This is a genomic window from Novipirellula galeiformis, assembly GCF_007860095.1.
Taxonomy (GTDB): domain Bacteria; phylum Planctomycetota; class Planctomycetia; order Pirellulales; family Pirellulaceae; genus Novipirellula; species Novipirellula galeiformis.
Genome location: NZ_SJPT01000002.1, coordinates 266303 through 283148, shown reverse-complemented (window position 1 = coordinate 283148; position 16846 = coordinate 266303). Strand labels below are relative to the sequence as shown.

The window sequence follows — 16846 nt, the reverse complement described above, 5'->3', positions numbered from 1 at the left end:
GGGGCGCCAAGGTGACACTGTAAACGGACACCCCCGACTTTAGTGTGGACGTGCGTTTAGTATGTGGTAGAATCGATGGCAACGACTAGTTATGCTAGCGTCGCAACATGATCTTTCACGCTCGAATTCGAATAAGGTTCGTCGATGTCTGCCCAGCTCACAGATCGCCAACAAAACGTCTACAACATGATCCGCTCCTTAATTGTGAAGCGCGGTTATGGTCCGACGGTCCGTGAGATTGGTGAACACTTTGGTATCAAGAGCCCTAACGGGGTGATGTGTCACCTTCGGGCGCTTGAACGCAAAGGCTTGATCATTCGCAGCCCAAACAAGTCACGAGCGATCGAGCTGATCCAAACGGCCGATCGCAACCCCAACAGCCTGTCGTTGGGGGGCGTTGTCGAGGGGTCACCGACCCATCTACCGTTCGCTCAGAACGATCGACTTGATTTCAGCGAAATGCTGTTTGGCGAAAATCGTTTCGTGCTTCAGATCTCCGGCGATTCGATGGTCGATGCCAAGATCGCCGATGGCGACTATGTCATCGTCCAGCGTCAAGACCATGCATTGCCGGGCCAGATGGTGGTTGCGGAGACAACCGAAGGCGACGCAACCTTAGCGTATTGGCATCCCGAAGCCGATCGCGTCCGCTTACAACCGGCTAACGCTGCGATCCCCCCTCTCTACGTCAAAGAAGCCAAGGTGATCGGTGTCGCGGTCAGCTTGGTTCGCACCGGCATCTAAGCCCTTGCCCAGCACGATGCAGACCCGGCTCGACGTAGGCCCGGCTCGACGTAGGCCCAGTTTGATACAGGCCCAGTTTGATACAGGCCCGGGGCGATGCCGGTTTCGCTCGATGCAGAATTGGTTGCCAACGCAGGTTGATATCGAGGCCCCCGCTTCGTGTAACCGAGACGCTGAGTTTTGTGGCACCGAGGCGCTGCAGTTGCTGCAGCCGACGCGTCGCCCGCAAAACGCACGGCAGCCGAGTGCCGTGGGGTTATCCTCGGCGCAGGAGACTGTGGGATTATCTTCGCCGCAGGAAACCGATGCTTAACCGGCCATTCGCTTCTCTTCGGCTGAGTTGATCTTGTTGTAGAGCGTCTTCAGACTGACGCCGAGTTCTTCCGCCACCGCTGGCTTATTTCCATCGTGCCGCGTCAGTGATCGTTCAATCGCGATCATCTCCAATTCACGCAACGACATCGGTTCGGAATCTCTGAGTTCCTTGCGTAATTGACGACGTCCAAAATGCCGAGGCAGATGTTCGGTTCCGATGGGAAGGGAATCACACAAAATCGCTGCATGCTCTACCACATTGGCGAGTTCCCGCACGTTGCCTGGCCATTGATGGGCCTTCAGTTCGGCGATCGCTTCGGGTGTAAACAATTGTTCGCTGCTGCCATCGGTGCGATGCCGCCGCAACAGATGGGAGGCCAACGGAACGATATCGTCAATCCGTTCGCGGAGCGCAGGCACTTCGATTTCGAACGTATTGATTCGGAACATCAGGTCTTCACGAAACGTCCCTTCTTCGACCATTTTCTCAAGATCGCGGTGAGTCGCGCAGACGACGCGAACATTCACATTGACGGTTTGGTTGTCGCCCAGCCGTCGGATGTCTCCCGTTTCCAGGACGCGCAACAGCTTGGCTTGCATTGCGAGCGGCAACTCGCCAACTTCATCCAAGAAGATCGTGCCGCCATCGGCGACTTCGAACAATCCCGTGCGGGCTGAATCGGCTCCGGTGAAAGCACCTTTGCAATGTCCGAACAATTCACTTTCGATCAAGTTCTCGGGCAATGCACCACAATTGATGGCCACCATGGGTTGTTCGGCGCGCAAGCTTGATTCGTGAATCGCCCGTGCCACCAGTTCTTTTCCGCAGCCCGTTTCGCCGCGAATCAGCACGCTGCTTTCGGTGGGGGCGACCTTGGCGATCAGCTTCCGCACCGAGTCCATGGCCGATCCGTTGCCGACCATTTGGCAATCCCCTTCGGCGCGTTTGAGTCGGTGCTGGAGCGCCGCGAGTTGGCGTTTGGTTTGACGTCGTTCGGCAACACGTCCGAGTAGACCTGCGATTTCGGCTAAGCGACACGGCTTGGTCAAGTAGTCGAAGGCTTGATGACGCAGCGCGGCAATGGCGGTTTCTTGGCTCGGTTTTCCGGTCATCACCACCGCTTCGATCTCTGGGCGCAATTCACGCGCCCGCCCGATCACATCGATCCCGTTCATGCCGGGCATATCGAGGTCGACGAGCAAACAATCAAACGGCTCCTTCTCGAGCGCCGCGACCGCGGTCAAGCCGTCGGGACAAACCGTCACGGTATACCCCATGCGTGGCAATTCGCTACGCATTAACTCTTGAAGATTCTTTTCGTCATCCGCAAACAGAATGTGCATTGCGTTACGCTTAGGCTGCTTTGACTGACTCATGATTCCATCCAATCGTGTCGCGACTTTTTGTGGGATTGTCTTCGTGTTCGGCGCGTGCGGGCAACGAAACTTCCATTCGTGACCCGCGTCCCTCGCCATCACTTTGGGCGATCAAGGACCCGCCGTGCTGAGAAACAATGCGGTAGGTGATACTCAGCCCCAGACCGGTTCCGGTGCCGTCTCGGCGTCGTGTAAAAAAGGGTTCAAACAAGTGTTCCAGCACATCGCTGCTCATTCCACAACCATCGTCTTGGACAATCACCCGGCTCGTCGTTCCATCGCTTTGAACATATACATCCACGTTCCCGTCGGTGTCTACACTTTCCAGTGCGTTGGTGACCAAATTCAGAACGACTTGCCGGATTTCCTGTGGATTGACGTGCGCAAAGGTGGCACCGGAGGTGTGGGTGCGAACCGATTTGCAGCGGTATTTCCCGACCTTGCTGACCATCGAGACGACCTCCCCAACCAACTCCGTCAAGTTGGTCGAAGCGCGACGCACTTCACTCAAGCGGCTGAAGTCGAGCAAACGCTCCGTGATTCCTTTGCAGCGAAAAGCCTCGTCTTCGATACGGCGCAAGTTTGTCCGCATCACCGCAATGAATTCCGGGTCAAGATGGTCGGCGTCCGCAGAGAGACAAACCACCTCTTCTAAACGCGACTCGAGAGACTCCGCACTCCAGGCGATCGTGGCAAGCGGGTTGTTGATCTCGTGAGCAACGCCGGCAGCCAAGAAGCCGACGCTGGCAAGTTGCTCGTTCTGGATGACCTCACGAGTCCGTTCGCGAACCTGATGGTCCAGATCGTTACAGAGCAAATTGACTTTCTTATACGCTTTTTGAAACTTGTCGGTCATCTCGTTCATCGCGGCGGCCAACTCGCTGAGCTCATCACCGGTACCGAGGTCGATGCGATGATTCAATTGCCCACCGGCGACCAGACGTGAGCCGACGATCAAGGTGCGAAAAGGTTTGACGACGAGTGAGTGAAATCCCCATACCAACAAGGCAACCATGACCATCGAGACGATGGTGCAGAGCCAAGCCACCCCGATCCACGTGTTGTATTGTCCGCGTACGTCGTGACTAAATACCGCCATCCCGCCATGGATCAACGACAAATGTTCGTGGGTTTGGCCCACCAACGAATCGAGTCGGTCACTCAACTCGCTTTTGTGCGAGTAGTCGACCGTTAACCGGCGGCGGTGAAAACGATTGAGCGCTTCGACCGACTCGCGAATCTCACCCAAACTATGTTTTTGACGCTCCGCATCGACCAATAAACTCGATTCGGCTTGGAGTGTCTCGACGAGGTCTTCGTAAAGCTGAAGTCGCAGATCCAATTCCAACAATACTTGGTGGTAACGAGAACGCTCGATCTCGACCAAGGGATTCTCGAGCAACGCGGCATCAATCATCCCGCCATTATGCTGGAGGTCGTTGACGCGGCTATTGCGGTCGCGCAAGGTCTCAGCGAGTCGATTGATATCATTCGCGAAAGGCATCTCCGTCGCCCGTTGGCTGACCGCATTTGCGAGTTGCTGGTAGCGATATAGCCCCCAAATGCCGCTAAATGCAAGCACGAGCACGATGGTTGAGAGAAGCCCGAGAGCCGCAAACAGTTTGGTGCGAATGGATCGTCGACGAAGCACGAAGCTACCCTCCTTGGCCGAAACGCGTGAAACATCCTTTTCAACGGCGCGAAACTGCAGCCTATCGATCTGAGCGCGAGGGGACAAGACGAACCGACCCAGAATCCATCGCCCGCGACCGGCAACCCAGACCGAATGGGATTGCGTCACGCGAGATTCCTAGACATTTACGTGCCGAATGCAATCAAAACGCCCGTGCTCCCCTCATCGACAATCTTTCCGACTGACTGTGGGGGGGAAGGCAGCGTCGCCCGCTTTGCGGAATCGTTACAACCTGAACTTCCCGACCCAATGGCGGAGTGAAGCAGGTTGGAATGACGAATACATCCGCAGGTGGATCATAGTAGTCGCTCGGATAATGCCGGTCCGGCTACCCACAGCATGTACGCGTACGGCGACTTCGCCTCGGTGTTTTTTGTCGGTCTTTGTAATGTCGGTGGCACGTGAATTGTTCCCATTGGATCTTTCGAGCACCATGCTCGTCAAACACCTCGCGGGCCTCCGTTTTGTTGTTTGCACTGCTGGGATTCGCGTCCACCTTGACCGACATCCGTGCCGGAGAATTTCCCCCGCTATCGACGCCATTGCCCGAGGCGGTTGGCGCCGTCGATCGCTACTTCACCCAAGCGATCACCGATCATGAATCGCTGTTAGGCGTCAACCAAGTCGTGGCGCACGAACAAGTCATATCGGAGCAAATCATCTCCGAACGGGTCATTTCGGATCACGTCCTCTCCGAACACACAATCGAGACAACATCCGGCCTGCGTACGGTCGAGCCAATGGGGTGGTCAATTTTGCCCGATGGCTTGCTCTACAAATCTTACCTGGCGGGGCCGCATGAGCCGCGAATCGGGATGGTGATCTTCAGCGATACGGAAGAGGGCGTGTACTGGGACGCCACTTTGGGTGGGAGAGTTGGCTTGCTGAGATACGGTTCGCTGGGCTCCTCAGATCCCAACGGCTGGCAATGGGACCTGGAGGGTGCCGTCATGGTCCGACTCGATGTCATGAGTTCCGAAGACGTGGACTCGATGGATTTTCGATTTGGAACCTTGATCACACGAGCCGACGGGCCTTGGTCAGCCAAGATGGGCTACTTTCACATCTCGTCCCACGTTGGCGATGAGTACCTGGAACGATACCCCTTGTTCGAACGCGTCAATTATGTGACAGAATCGTTGGTGTTTGGGCTCAGCTACCAAGCCTCGGATCCGCTGCGTTTGTACGGCGAATTTGCCTACGGCGTGAAGGCATCCGGCGGCGCCAAGCCTGTCCAGATTCAAACGGGCGCAGAATACGTCCCAGCCCCGCTTTCGCCGCAGCGGGGCGGCCCCTTTGCGGCAGTCAATCTCGACATTCGCCAAGTGGTTGATTTCTCGCCGACGATGAATCTGCAAGCCGGATGGCAATGGCAAGGCCCCGAGTCCAAACGCCGCCTGCGATTCGGTTTGCAGTACCTAAACGGCTACACGACTCAGTTTCAATTCTACGATCAACGCGAAGAACAGATCGGCGGCGGGTTGTGGTTTGATTATTGAGCGGGGGGCACTCGTTTCCTCGCAAGCGTGCAAGAGCATTTTGAAAATGACGTGGGAGTCAAATCCGCACCCGCGTTCGCTAGAACGCGGTCTACCATCGGTGGACGACGGCAACTACATCAAAATTTGAATGCTCTAGGAAGCAACAACCGACCAGCGACGCAACGTTTTGGTTGCAATCCACCTCTATCGGTTCGCAGGCGTTGGGACTCCGCGTGCCACCTGTGGCTTGGAGCGGAAGATCTTCCGTGTTCGCTGAGGTTGGTAGCTCGGTGCAGGAGATTCGACGATCGTTTCACCGCTCTGGTAAGAGTCGCCCGAGATGTATTCGCCCTCGGAATAGGTCTCACTGTGGTACGTCTCACCGTGGTAAATTTCGGTCGAGTGTGAATCACAATCGCTACAGCCTGAGTCACAGGCGGGTGCGCAACTGTTGCAACCGATGTCGCATCCACCACAACCGACGTCGACGCCGCGTCGGTATCCCCACAAACTTTCCACACCCGAGAACACCGATCGGCACTTCCCACACGATTGCCCATTGTGATTGCTACACTTGTCGCATGGATCACCGGCATCGGCGGGATGGTTGACCCAAGGGTCGACGTAAAGTTCACCACAGCCATCGCTATCGCAACCGCCACATCCGTGAGTCCCACAGCCGGGCGCGCCAAAGAAAATCGGCCCGCAACCGCCGCCATTGGGCCCACAGCATCCGGCGAACCAGAGCAGGGAAAAGGTGAGGGTAAAGAATGATAGGGTCGGTTTAAGTTTCATTTGCGTTGGACCTTCGTCAGCTTGCCTGGTGTTTAGTTCTCAGATCGGCCTGCCCGGCCGTCAAAGTCCAACAAATCCGCACAATCCGCAAAAGTTAACGCAAGGAGAACGCTAGCAAACCTCGATCTCAGCCCCGATCCTGTCGGCCGTTCTTCGAGATCGGGCCAGCGATCGGAAGTGATGGTCCGATAGAAATCGATCTTGATTTTCGAGCCGACCGGGGGTGGTTCAAGCCGCTGCCGTCCATCCAAGGTGGATTGGGAACGAGGTGCATTGGGAACGAGGTGCATTGGGAACGAGGTGGATTGGGAACGAGGTGGATTGGGAACGAGGTGGATTGGGAGCGAGATGCATTGGGAATGGGGGGGAACGGGCAAGGGAATCGGATCGGGGGGCGAGCGTGGAAGGAAATGCTGTGGAGTGAAGCAAACGAGCGATAGACGACGGGTTATCATGGGACGGAGAGACGGCAGTGGTATTTCGATTTCCTTTTGCGGCATGGCCTTTCCTACGGAGTCCTGATTGATGAATTGGCGTTTGATGGTTGGCATGCTTCTGATGAACCTCGTTGCGGGGTGGGCCGTTGCGGGGTGGGCCGTTGCGGAGACAAGTGGCGAGCGAGTGGAGGCTGCGAAGATCCCAGGCGTGAAGCCACGCAATGTTGTGTTCATTTTGACCGACGATCATCGCTACGATGCGATGGGCTTCATGGGGCATCCGTTTCTCGAAACGCCGCATTTAGATTCACTCGCCTCCAACGGTGTGCATCTGAAAAACGCGTTTGTCACCACGTCGTTGTGCTCTCCCAGCCGCGCGTCGATTTTGACCGGGCTCTACACGCACAAGCATCGCGTGATCGACAACAATCGCCCGGTTCCCGAAGGGACGACCTTCTTTCCCCAATACCTCCAGCAGGCTGGCTACCGCACGGGTTTCATTGGCAAGTGGCACATGGGCGGCGGCGACGATGCTCCGCGGCCTGGCTTTGATCATTGGATTAGCTTCCGTGGCCAAGGCAACTACTTGCCCCCGGGTCCCAAATACACCCTGAATGTCAACGGCAAACGGGTCAAGCAAAAGGGCTACATCACCGATGAGTTGACCGACTACGCGGTCGCTTGGCTGGAAACCCAGAAGCAGGCGGAGAAGCCGTTTTGCTTATACCTTTCCCACAAGGCGGTTCACGCGAATTTCACGCCAGCCGAGCGTCACGCAGGACGTTACGCGTCGGCAGACCTGAGCTTCCTGCCGCGTGGCAAAGAAATCTCAGACAGCAACAATGCGCCGCGATGGGTTCGCGATCAGCGCAATAGCTGGCATGGCATCGACTTTTCATACCACAGCGACAAAGGACTCGACCATCTCTATCGCCGTTATTGTGAATCGGTGTTAGCGGTTGACGACAGTGTCGGGCGAGTGCTTGCACAGCTCGAGAAAATGGGGGTTCTCGATTCGACCTTGGTCATCTACATGGGGGACAACGGTTTCATGTGGGGTGAACACGGCTTGATTGACAAGCGTGTTTCCTATGAAGCTTCGATCCGCGTTCCGATGTTGATGCAGTGTCCGGAACTCTATCGCGGAGGCACGGTCGTCGATGCGGTGATCGGCAACATCGATATCGGGCCCACGATCCTGAACGCGGCGGGGCTGCAGACACCCGATGACATGGACGGCGCAAGCTTCTTGGATCTTCCCAACAAGCCTGAGATGAAGTGGCGTGACTACTTTCTCTACGTCTATTATTGGGAAAAGAATTTCCCTCAGACGCCGACTCAGTTCGCCCTTCGCGGTGATCGCTTCAAATACATCACCTACTACGGATTGTGGGATGTCGACGAATTGTATGATTTGTCCAACGATCCGGACGAGACGAACAATTTGATTGCCAATCCCCAGTTCCGTTCGGTAGCCAAAGCCATGGAAAATCGCTTGTACGAAATGCTCGGCGAAGAGGGGGGGATGGACATCCCGATGAATCAACCCAAAGGGGGTTCACAGAACAAACGTTGGAAACAGCGGGGTGGAGCGGAGGCCGCTGATTTTCCGGCGGCACTTGTGGTGGATGAACCGCTAAACAAAGAGGCTCAGTGAGGAAACCGCTTGGCGGTGCCGAGATCACCGCCGTATGCAGTTCAGGTCCCCGATTTCGCTCTGCCGAGGGGGGGCACCCCTTCGCTTCCGTTTGTTTCTTTCTGGTGGGCCGCTAAATCTTTCCGGACGTTTTATCTCATGGGGTGGGCCACCTTTGACATCGATGTACTTTACCCAGCCCGCACGACCGGTCCGGTTTCAAAGCATCCAACCGTGCTGCCCTCCGTTTTTGATGTCGCATTTTGCCTGATGTTCCGAACGAAACTGTTGTGTGGCGTTGGTCTTCTGTGAGCCACGTTCCGGTTGCACCGCTAGTTGCGAAGCGACATCAACGATTATTCCCCCCGTCGGAGTGTTTCCATGAGCCGGTCGCCGCTAACACCCGAGGAATTGGTGCTGCAATTCGAACTCGCTGAAATGCTTGAGTTACTGGACGATCTGGACTTCGAATCAACGCCACAAACCGCAGCGTTGTTTAAGCAAACGCTAAGAGAATTCGGTTGCCTTGAGCGAACCTTGTCGCACTTCGCATTGCCAACGGAATCGCGGCACGCTGCTTAACGGTGGGCGATCTCGTAGCGTGATCGCGGAGTCAGAAACCGCTCGATCGGTAATCGAGCAGCCACTCCATCAGCGGGAGTACGCACGGTTCTGGCGGACCACGAACGACCTCCGCAAGTCAATCAGGGCGGGATCGCGCCGGACCTTCGATGCTTTAACATACTCTCCATTCATCATCGAATAGGAGTTGGTTGACTTGGGTCCAAAACGTATCGGTAAACTCGCCTTGAGTTTGCGTCACCTCGATTTGCCGCGAATCGACACCCTCGCCGGCTGGATGGTCAGGGCGTTTCGTCCGGGGATGACCTTCGGATTCATCGGGACTTTGGGGGCGGGAAAAACACGGTTCGTGCAAGCGATCGCGTTGGCCGCCGGTATTGAACCAGCCGAAGTGACCAGCCCCACGTTCACGCTGCTGCAAACGCACCAAGGTGCGATCAAATTGCATCACTTAGATGCCTATCGTGTTGCCGATGACGACGAATTCCTTGAGCTCGGTGTCGAGGAACTCTTTGACGATGTCGAGGCCTGGACCCTGGTCGAGTGGGCTGACTTGGTTTCGTCCGTGATGCCTCTGGAAACGTTGTGGATTCAAATCGAGATCGGAGACGATCCTAATCTTCGCCAAGTTTCGATGTTCACCAACGACGAGTCTCTACGTGAAGCGTTTGGCGAATTAGAGTACGAATGCCGCAGCGCCGGCTGGGCGCTGACATGATTCCCAGCCCTCAAGCGGTGCTGCAACACTGGGTCGACCCGGCCGACATCGTCTCGATCGATCCAATCGCGCCGGGGATGAGCGGCGCCGCTCTGTTTCGCGTCACGGTCACGGGACAAAAGAGGTACGCGCTGAAGCGTTATCCCATCGGGACGTCGCTTTTACGCGTTGACGAAATCCATCGCGTGATGACTCACTCACGCCGCAACGGATGTGAATTCGTCCCGGCGATCCTCGCGCCGCGAGATCACCGTGGATCGGCGATCGAAGCGGGAGCGTCTGTTTGGGAATTGGTGCGTTGGGTTGGAGGGCGGGTTTGGCAGGAACCGCCTGCGTTACTTGGGACTTGGTCGGTGCCCACGCCGGAGTCCGAGCTGGTGCACCAAGAACGGCTCCATCGGATGTCACTCGGGGCGTCGGCGATCGCCCGCTTTCATCGTTCGGTAGCGACACTCGGGACCCAGTATCAACCCGCGCCCTGTCTGCTGGCGCGACGCAAGCGATTAACGGAATTAGCGGCGATCATGAACCAAGTCGTGTCAGCGGACCGGCGGCAGATTGAAAACCTGCGGCTCCGACATTCTTTGGAGATTGCGGTCGGTCGATTGGACGTGGATTGGAAGCAGGCGAAGACGAAGATCGAAAGCGAACTTGCCTCCCTTGCGGAAACTCGCTTTGCTACCCAATTTGTGTTGCGGGACGTGCATTGTGACCATATCTTTTTCAGCGATTTGCCAGCGGTTGAGGGCGAATCCACGCAGACGGCTGTGACGGGAATCATCGATTTTGATGCGGTTCGAGTCGATGCGCCGGCATCCGACCTGGCCCGTTGGATCTCAGGATTCCTCGCCCAATGCACCGATGTACACACCGCTTGGCAGTCGGTATTGGCGGGTTATCGGGTAGAATCGTCATTGGATGAACAGCAACAAGTGCTCGCCGAACGCCTCGTCCGGGCATCCGCTTGGATAAACCTCGGGAACTGGGCAACTTGGTTATTGCTTGAACATCAAACATTTTCCTACGATGACGAACTCATCGCCAACCGCATTGATCAATGGCTGCGGGTAATCAGTCATTTTGAATCCTGATCAATCGATCCACGCAAACCGAATCTGCGCAAAGAGCGTAATTAAAAATGATGAAAAAGAACGGCGGCGGTACGATCGCGTTTGTTTTGCTTGCACTCGCGTTGCTCATTGGGGCGGCCAATCCAGCGGCGGCTCAAAACGGCTTCGGCAACGACGGGAGTGTGTTTTCCGATTTTTCACTCGGTGGCCTCGACGAAGCCTCCGATGAACCGGCGCAATGGGAAGCAAAGTACTTCCCGGGCGAAGGCGGATCCCAAGCCAGACTTGACGTCATCGTCAATGTTAATCGTGGCTGGCATATCTATTCGGTCACCCAACCGGCTGGCGGACCGATGCGAACTCGGCTCGCAATCGAGTCGCCCGAATCGGTGAAGTTGGCGGGCAGTTTTACTCCGCACGAAGCTCCGCTGAAGAGTGTTTCAGAAATCTTCAAAGGGATCACCATCGAAGAGCATGGAGGGCGAGTCGTGTGGTCGGCTCCAATTTCCATCCCCGACGATTTCCGTGAGCCGATCGCCATTGCGGTCAAGGCCCAGGTGTGTAAGCCCGATGGTGCCTGTATTCCAATTTCAGAAACATTGACGGCAACGTTCGCGGGCGAATCCTCAACGACCACAGCAATGGTTGCCGCGAAGTCCGATAAAGAAGCACAATCCGTCGCGTCCGAGCAACCGGTCGCTGCGAAACCGTTCCGTGACGATGGTTACGAAGTCCAATGGGTCGCAGAGCTAGTTCCCACCACCGTCGCTCCGGGCGAGCGCGCGATGCTAAAACTAACCGCAAAACCGGACGCCGGTTTTCACGTTTATCAAGCGACCGTGGATGACGGCGACTTTTCGACGAATATCGTGGTAGTGGAAAAGTCAGGTTTGCGATTCGGAGCGCCGCAGGCGAGTAGCGTGGCGGTCCCCGTCGATGCCAAATTATTGCCGGGGGTAATGTTCCACCACGGCAACGTGACTTGGACGATTCCGATTGAAGTTCCCCGCGACGCGCAGCTCGGCGAGCGTCAAGTGGCCGGGATGGTCGCCTACCAAGCGTGTACCGATACAAGCTGTCAAAAACCGATGGCCCTAACGTTCACGTCGACCGTCACGGTCGCAAAATCAACGAGCCGTACCAAGCAAGCTGCTCCCGTCACGCTCGTGAGCGCGAAACGCGTTGACGTACTCGATGCGGCGGCTGAAACCGCTTGGGTCGACGAGCTCGAAGCAAAACCGGAAACAGCGCAGCCCGACGGCGAGCGGAACCGTAACTCGACGGCAGCCGCCCCGACCGACGGCGCGATGGTTCCCGATACCCATGCCAGCAACAACGCGGGCAACAACGCGGATACGTCGGCCACGACGCAACCGATCGTGATTCAAGATGGCGGGGAACAAAAGCGGCGTTCCTTTGCGATGGTGCTGATGTTCGCATTTTTGGGTGGCGTGATTTTGAATTTCATGCCCTGCGTGTTGCCGGTCGTGGGGCTGAAAGTGATGAGCTTTGTTCAACAGGCCGGGGCGGATCGCAAGCGTGCATTCCTACTGAACTTTTTTTACGCCGCAGGCATCCTCGCCGTGTTCGCGTTATTGACCGTGTTAGCGCTCGTGTTCTCGCTCTCTTGGGGCGAACAATTCACCTACCTGCCCGTGCGTCTTGGACTGACCTTGTTGATGTTTGCGATGGCGTTGAGCTACCTGGGTGTCTGGGAAATCCCAGCCCCTGGGATGGCGGGCGGCAAAGTTTCGCAAGACCTGCAGAAGCGTGAAGGCTACGTGGGCGCATTCAGCAAAGGTGCCTTTGCTACCGTTTTATCGACGCCCTGTAGCGGCCCCTTTCTTGGCGCGATTTTTGGCTTAACGATTGCCTTGTCCGCCGCCCAAACCACGGCGTTGATGATGACGATCGGGTTAGGGATGGCGATCCCTTATCTCTTGATCGGCATTTGGCCCAAGTTGGTGGCTTGGCTACCCAAGCCAGGGAATTGGATGGAAACGCTCAAGGAGTTTTTGGCGTTTTTGTTTCTGGCAACCGTCGCGTTCTTTTTTAATCAATTCAGCGATGATCATAAAGTCCCCGTCTTTGTCACGCTGATTGGCGTTTGGTTTGGTTGCTGGATCATTGGCAAAGTGCCCAACTGGGCCGACATTGAAAAGCGTTTATTGGCTTGGGTCAGCGGGGTGGGGATTGCAACGGCGATCGGTTTCATGGCGTTTCAATACCTGGGTGCTCCACCGCCGCAACAAGACGGTGTGAAAACGATCGCTTGGGAGGAATACAGTGAAGCACGATTACAGGAACTGCATGCTGAAGGTCGCACGGTGTTGGTTGACTTCACCGCAAAGTGGTGCGTGAACTGTATTGTCAATTACAACGTGGCGCTGAATACCGAACAAACACGGCAGGTGCTCGAAGAGCTTGATGCGGTGCCGATGTTGGCCGATTGGACCGACCACAACGACGAGATCAAAGCCAAGCTTGCCGAATTGCAAAGCCGCTCGATCCCTGTCTTAGCGATCTATCCCGGTTCGAATCCGAGCCAACCGATCGTGCTTCGCGATCTGGTCAGCCAATCCTCGGTCGTCGATGCGCTGCGTCAAGCTGGGGCGAGTGTTAGCGATCCGTCGGTCGCGCGAACGCCGCCAACGAACCGCAATCCTGCGGTGCTTGTCCATTAAACCGCGTTGCTTTATACCGTGGGACGTTAAGCCGTGTTGTCCTGAACGTGTTGCCTGGAATACGTTGACGCACGACGACGCGGACAGACCGTCCTTGGGAAGCCGCGTCGGATCCCCTTGAACCGTTTGGCTTGTTTGGCGCTGCATGCTCGATTCTGAAGAAACCATTGTGGCGATCGCGTCACCCACCAGCCCGGCATTGCGTGGAATCGTGCGAATGTCGGGTCAAGCGGTGGTGGCGATCCTGCGATCGGTCGGAGTGGCGGTGGCAAACGAGAAACGCCCCACAGTGATCGAGAGCCGAATCGAGTTGGGCAGCCCACTCGGCGAAATCGAAGTGAGCGTCTCGCTGTGGCCAACGTCACAAAGTTACACCGGCCAACCTGCTGCCGAACTACACACGATTGGCAGCGTCCCGCTACTGGAATCGATCGTTCGAGTGTTAAGCGCTGCAGGCGCGCGAGCGGCGCGTCCCGGAGAGTTTACGATGCGGGCTTTTTTGGCCGGGCGATTGGATTTGCCACAGGCCGAGGCCGTGCTTGGAGTGATTGAAGCGGAGCAGCGAGGATCGCTTGAGCATGCGTTGAGACAACTTGCCGGGAATCTGTCTCGCCCCTTAGAGCACATGCGCAGTGAGATGCTCGACTTACTTGCCGATGTCGAAGCGGGGCTCGATTTCGTCGACGAGGATATCGAATTCATCAGCGACCAAGCCTTGGTCGAGCGGTTGACGACGATTCATGCCGCGCTCCAGGAAACCCGTCGCGTGATGGAATCCCGCGCTGGCAACCGCTCCCGCGCCGTCGTCGCGCTGCGTGGCAATCCCAACGCTGGGAAAAGCCATTTGATCAACGCGTTGGTCGGTCGCGAGGTCGCGATTGTCGCCGATGTCGCCGGAACGACTCGTGATATCGTCTCGGTCGAAACGGTCATCGATGGCACCGAGATTCAATGGGTCGATACCGCGGGGATTGAAAGCCACAGCCACGAAGACCCGCTGTTTGAAATTAGCGCCGCCTCACAACAACACGCCTTGCGCGCTTCTCAGAATGCCGATATGCGGGTTTGGTGCGTCGATGCTTCGGCGGGCGATCTCGAAACGCTGCGTCGCGATTTCGCCTCGCACGATGGTTCGTCAAAACGCTCGTCCGTTGACGTATGGGTGGCGACGAAGTCGGACTTGGTGACCCAGCGCAGCGATTCGCCCAGCTGGATCTACACCAGCGTCGTGACGGGTGAAGGGGTCCAAACGCTGCGCGATCACATCGCAGACTGGGCTGCCTCGCGCGACCAAGAAGAAGTCGGGTCGGTGATTGGAACCGCGGCGCGATGTGCCGGGGCACTCGGGCAAGCGGCAACCTGTCTTGAATCGTCGATCACCTTGATCCGCCACGGTGAGGGACACGAGTTCGTGGCGTCGGAACTTCGTGTCGCCGTCGAGTGCCTTGGTGAGGTCACCGGGGCAGTATACACTGATGATATTCTTGATCGTGTCTTCGGCCGTTTTTGTATCGGCAAATAACCGTGACCGCCTTTCCAAAGAGCACGCATTCGATGACGTCGAAACCTAGGCTTGCTGCGGTCTCCCTCGCACATCACGCTTCCCCCTTCGGCCCCATCGAGTCGGAGTGGACGGACCGAGGACTGTGGCGTTTGCGTTGGGGGGGAGCCCAGGCGGATGTCACGTCTCCAATCAAGACAAAAACGCCCAAAATAGTCTCCTGGGCTCAATCTCTAGACGACCGGCTGAATGCGTTCTTCGAATTTGGCACGACCACCTTCGAGAACATCCAAGTGGATCAATCTGATTGGACGCCGTTTGTGGGGGCTGTCTATCGACATTGTCGCCGAATCGAACCGGGCACGACGCTGACCTATCGCGAACTCGCCGCACGCGCGGGAAGCCCACGAGCAAGTCGTGCAGTGGGCGGCGCCATGGCACGCAACCGTATCCCCATCGTCATTCCGTGTCACCGTGTGATCGCCTCCTCAGGCAAGCTATGTGGGTTTAGCGCGCCCGGTGGATTGGAGACCAAGCAAGCCTTGTTGGACTTAGAAAACCCAAACCATTCGCAGTTACACGGGTTGGCAATGTGAACCATCGGCACCGTTGACGGCGTCGATTGTTGGTTGCACGGCGCATGGTTGCACGGTTGCACGGTTGCACGGCGCACAGTTGAAGCCATCCGCGATTGTCAATCGCATCCTTTTCGCCCGCTTGAGTTCGCTTCAGCGCCGACGCAGTTCCGCTGCCCTTCACCGGATTACCATTCCCTTTCTTTTTTCTCCTCTTTAACAAAACTACAAATTGATGAGCAGCGGTTATACGTATCAAGCGATCTCGAAAATGATCGACCACGCCTTGCTGACGCCAACGCTTTCCACCTCCGATCTTGAAACGGGGATCGCATTGGCGCTAGCGTATGACGTGGCGAGTGTTTGCATCATGCCCTACGCGGTGCCACGGTGCGCCGAATTGCTTTCCGCCAGCACGGTCAAAACATCGACCGTGATTGGATTCCCACTCGGCGTCAACACCACCGCGGTCAAGCGAGCCGAGGCCGAACAAGCGATCGCCGACGGCTGTGAAGAACTCGATATGGTCGTCAACCTCTCTAAGGTGATCAGCGGGGACTGGGACTACGTCCGCCAAGACATTGCTGCGGTGATTGAGGTGGCACATGCGGCCAAGCAAAAAGTGAAAGTGATTTTTGAGAATTGTTACCTGAACGAAACACAGAAAATTCGCCTTTGTGAAATTTGTGGGCAACTCGACGCCGATTGGGTCAAAACGTCGACCGGGTTCGGTACCAGCGGTGCGACGAGCGAAGATCTAGCGTTGATGCGACAGCACACTCCCGAACATGTTCAAGTGAAAGCGGCTGGAGGAATTCGCGACTTCGAAACCGTCGTGAGCGTTCGCGAACTGGGGGTAACCCGGGTCGGCGCTAGTCGCACCAAGGAGATACTCGATGCATGCCGTCTTCAACTGGGAATGCCCCGAATCGATGTGGCCGACACCGGTAGCGACGGTTACTGATCGGTCCGCTCTAAAAACTTCACCGTTCTGACAAACTTAATTGGCCCCTAGGGAGCGGCAACCCTATTCCTGCGGAGCAGTTCCACCGGGGGGCCGCACACTTGCAATTGAGCCTTGGCAATCACAGAACAACAGAAAAAAACTCGCATTTACGCTGTTTTAGGCACAAACCAAACGCAGACACACACCCCCCTATTGCGTAACCGTTTGTTTTCATGTCTATTACCCGTATCTCACCGCAACCAATCCGAGAGAGACCATTGAAGAGGTCGTA

Annotated in this window: 13 protein-coding genes; 10 read left to right on the top strand and 3 right to left on the bottom strand. The window is 56.5% G+C overall.

Going from position 1 to position 16846, the window contains the following annotated elements; all coding sequences use genetic code 11:
* The first annotated feature begins 144 nt into the window (after positions 1 to 144).
* On the top strand, positions 145 to 744 hold the full coding sequence (gene lexA / locus Pla52o_RS06240; protein ID WP_146593747.1) for a transcriptional repressor LexA: 600 nt from the start codon (positions 145 to 147) through the stop codon (positions 742 to 744).
* Positions 745 to 1053: 309 nt separating this feature from the next.
* Here the strand turns inward: lexA and Pla52o_RS06235 are convergent, their stop codons facing one another.
* Positions 1054 to 2403: a sigma-54-dependent transcriptional regulator gene (locus Pla52o_RS06235; RefSeq protein ID WP_146594108.1), complete on the bottom strand. Its 1350-nt coding sequence runs from the start codon at positions 2401 to 2403 to the stop codon at positions 1054 to 1056.
* 10 nt (positions 2404 to 2413) lie between these two features.
* Positions 2414 to 4237: a sensor histidine kinase gene (locus tag Pla52o_RS06230; protein WP_146593746.1), complete on the bottom strand. Its 1824-nt coding sequence runs from the start codon at positions 4235 to 4237 to the stop codon at positions 2414 to 2416.
* Between the two features lie 389 nt (positions 4238 to 4626).
* Between Pla52o_RS06230 and Pla52o_RS06225 the strand changes: the two genes are divergently transcribed.
* Complete coding sequence (locus Pla52o_RS06225) at positions 4627 to 5628, top strand: DUF1207 domain-containing protein (protein WP_197169039.1); 1002 nt, start codon at positions 4627 to 4629, stop codon at positions 5626 to 5628.
* A 186-nt stretch (positions 5629 to 5814) separates the two neighbouring features.
* On the opposite strand, the gene Pla52o_RS06220 is transcribed toward Pla52o_RS06225, so the two are convergent.
* Positions 5815 to 6405: a hypothetical protein gene (locus Pla52o_RS06220; RefSeq protein WP_146593744.1), complete on the bottom strand. Its 591-nt coding sequence runs from the start codon at positions 6403 to 6405 to the stop codon at positions 5815 to 5817.
* A gap of 525 nt (positions 6406 to 6930) precedes the next feature.
* On the opposite strand from Pla52o_RS06220, the gene Pla52o_RS06215 reads away from it, so the two are divergent.
* The 8 genes from Pla52o_RS06215 to deoC all read left to right on the top strand — a co-directional run bounded on the left by Pla52o_RS06215 (position 6931) and on the right by deoC (position 16572).
* On the top strand, positions 6931 to 8499 hold the full coding sequence (locus Pla52o_RS06215; RefSeq protein ID WP_146593743.1) for a sulfatase family protein: 1569 nt from the start codon (positions 6931 to 6933) through the stop codon (positions 8497 to 8499).
* Between the two features lie 360 nt (positions 8500 to 8859).
* A complete protein-coding gene (locus tag Pla52o_RS06210) occupies positions 8860 to 9060 on the top strand; it encodes a hypothetical protein (RefSeq protein ID WP_146593742.1) in 201 nt (66 codons plus the stop codon).
* A gap of 196 nt (positions 9061 to 9256) precedes the next feature.
* Positions 9257 to 9778: a tRNA (adenosine(37)-N6)-threonylcarbamoyltransferase complex ATPase subunit type 1 TsaE gene (gene tsaE / locus Pla52o_RS06205; RefSeq protein WP_146593741.1), complete on the top strand. Its 522-nt coding sequence runs from the start codon at positions 9257 to 9259 to the stop codon at positions 9776 to 9778.
* Positions 9775 to 10869, top strand: a complete 1095-nt coding sequence (locus Pla52o_RS06200) for a phosphotransferase (RefSeq protein ID WP_197169038.1) — start codon at positions 9775 to 9777, stop codon at positions 10867 to 10869. The genes tsaE and Pla52o_RS06200 overlap by 4 nt, the downstream gene beginning before the upstream one ends.
* A 47-nt stretch (positions 10870 to 10916) precedes the next feature.
* A complete protein-coding gene (locus Pla52o_RS06195) occupies positions 10917 to 13532 on the top strand; it encodes a protein-disulfide reductase DsbD family protein (RefSeq protein WP_146593739.1) in 2616 nt (871 codons plus the stop codon).
* Between the two features lie 145 nt (positions 13533 to 13677).
* Positions 13678 to 15054, top strand: a complete 1377-nt coding sequence (locus Pla52o_RS06190) for a tRNA modification GTPase (RefSeq protein ID WP_146593738.1) — start codon at positions 13678 to 13680, stop codon at positions 15052 to 15054.
* 32 nt (positions 15055 to 15086) lie between these two features.
* Positions 15087 to 15629 carry a methylated-DNA--[protein]-cysteine S-methyltransferase gene (locus tag Pla52o_RS06185; RefSeq protein ID WP_146593737.1) on the top strand — a complete coding sequence of 181 codons (543 nt, stop codon included), beginning with the start codon at positions 15087 to 15089 and terminating at the stop codon, positions 15627 to 15629.
* A gap of 214 nt (positions 15630 to 15843) precedes the next feature.
* Positions 15844 to 16572 carry a deoxyribose-phosphate aldolase gene (deoC, locus tag Pla52o_RS06180; protein ID WP_146593736.1) on the top strand — a complete coding sequence of 243 codons (729 nt, stop codon included), beginning with the start codon at positions 15844 to 15846 and terminating at the stop codon, positions 16570 to 16572.
* Positions 16573 to 16846 lie beyond the last annotated feature (274 nt).

Excerpts from the sequence above, each read along its gene's own strand:
- lexA (WP_146593747.1), top strand. The coding sequence starts at position 145 with ATGTCTGCCCAGCTCACAGATCGCCAACAAAACGTCTACAACATGATC.
- Pla52o_RS06235 (WP_146594108.1), bottom strand. The coding sequence starts at position 2,403 with ATGCACATTCTGTTTGCGGATGACGAAAAGAATCTTCAAGAGTTAATG.
- Pla52o_RS06220 (WP_146593744.1), bottom strand. The coding sequence starts at position 6,405 with ATGAAACTTAAACCGACCCTATCATTCTTTACCCTCACCTTTTCCCTG.
- Pla52o_RS06215 (WP_146593743.1), top strand. The coding sequence starts at position 6,931 with ATGAATTGGCGTTTGATGGTTGGCATGCTTCTGATGAACCTCGTTGCG.
- Pla52o_RS06210 (WP_146593742.1), top strand. The coding sequence starts at position 8,860 with ATGAGCCGGTCGCCGCTAACACCCGAGGAATTGGTGCTGCAATTCGAA.
- Pla52o_RS06200 (WP_197169038.1), top strand. The coding sequence starts at position 9,775 with ATGATTCCCAGCCCTCAAGCGGTGCTGCAACACTGGGTCGACCCGGCC.
- Pla52o_RS06195 (WP_146593739.1), top strand. The coding sequence starts at position 10,917 with ATGATGAAAAAGAACGGCGGCGGTACGATCGCGTTTGTTTTGCTTGCA.
- Pla52o_RS06190 (WP_146593738.1), top strand. The coding sequence starts at position 13,678 with ATGCTCGATTCTGAAGAAACCATTGTGGCGATCGCGTCACCCACCAGC.
- Pla52o_RS06185 (WP_146593737.1), top strand. The coding sequence starts at position 15,087 with ATGACGTCGAAACCTAGGCTTGCTGCGGTCTCCCTCGCACATCACGCT.
- deoC (WP_146593736.1), top strand. The coding sequence starts at position 15,844 with ATGAGCAGCGGTTATACGTATCAAGCGATCTCGAAAATGATCGACCAC.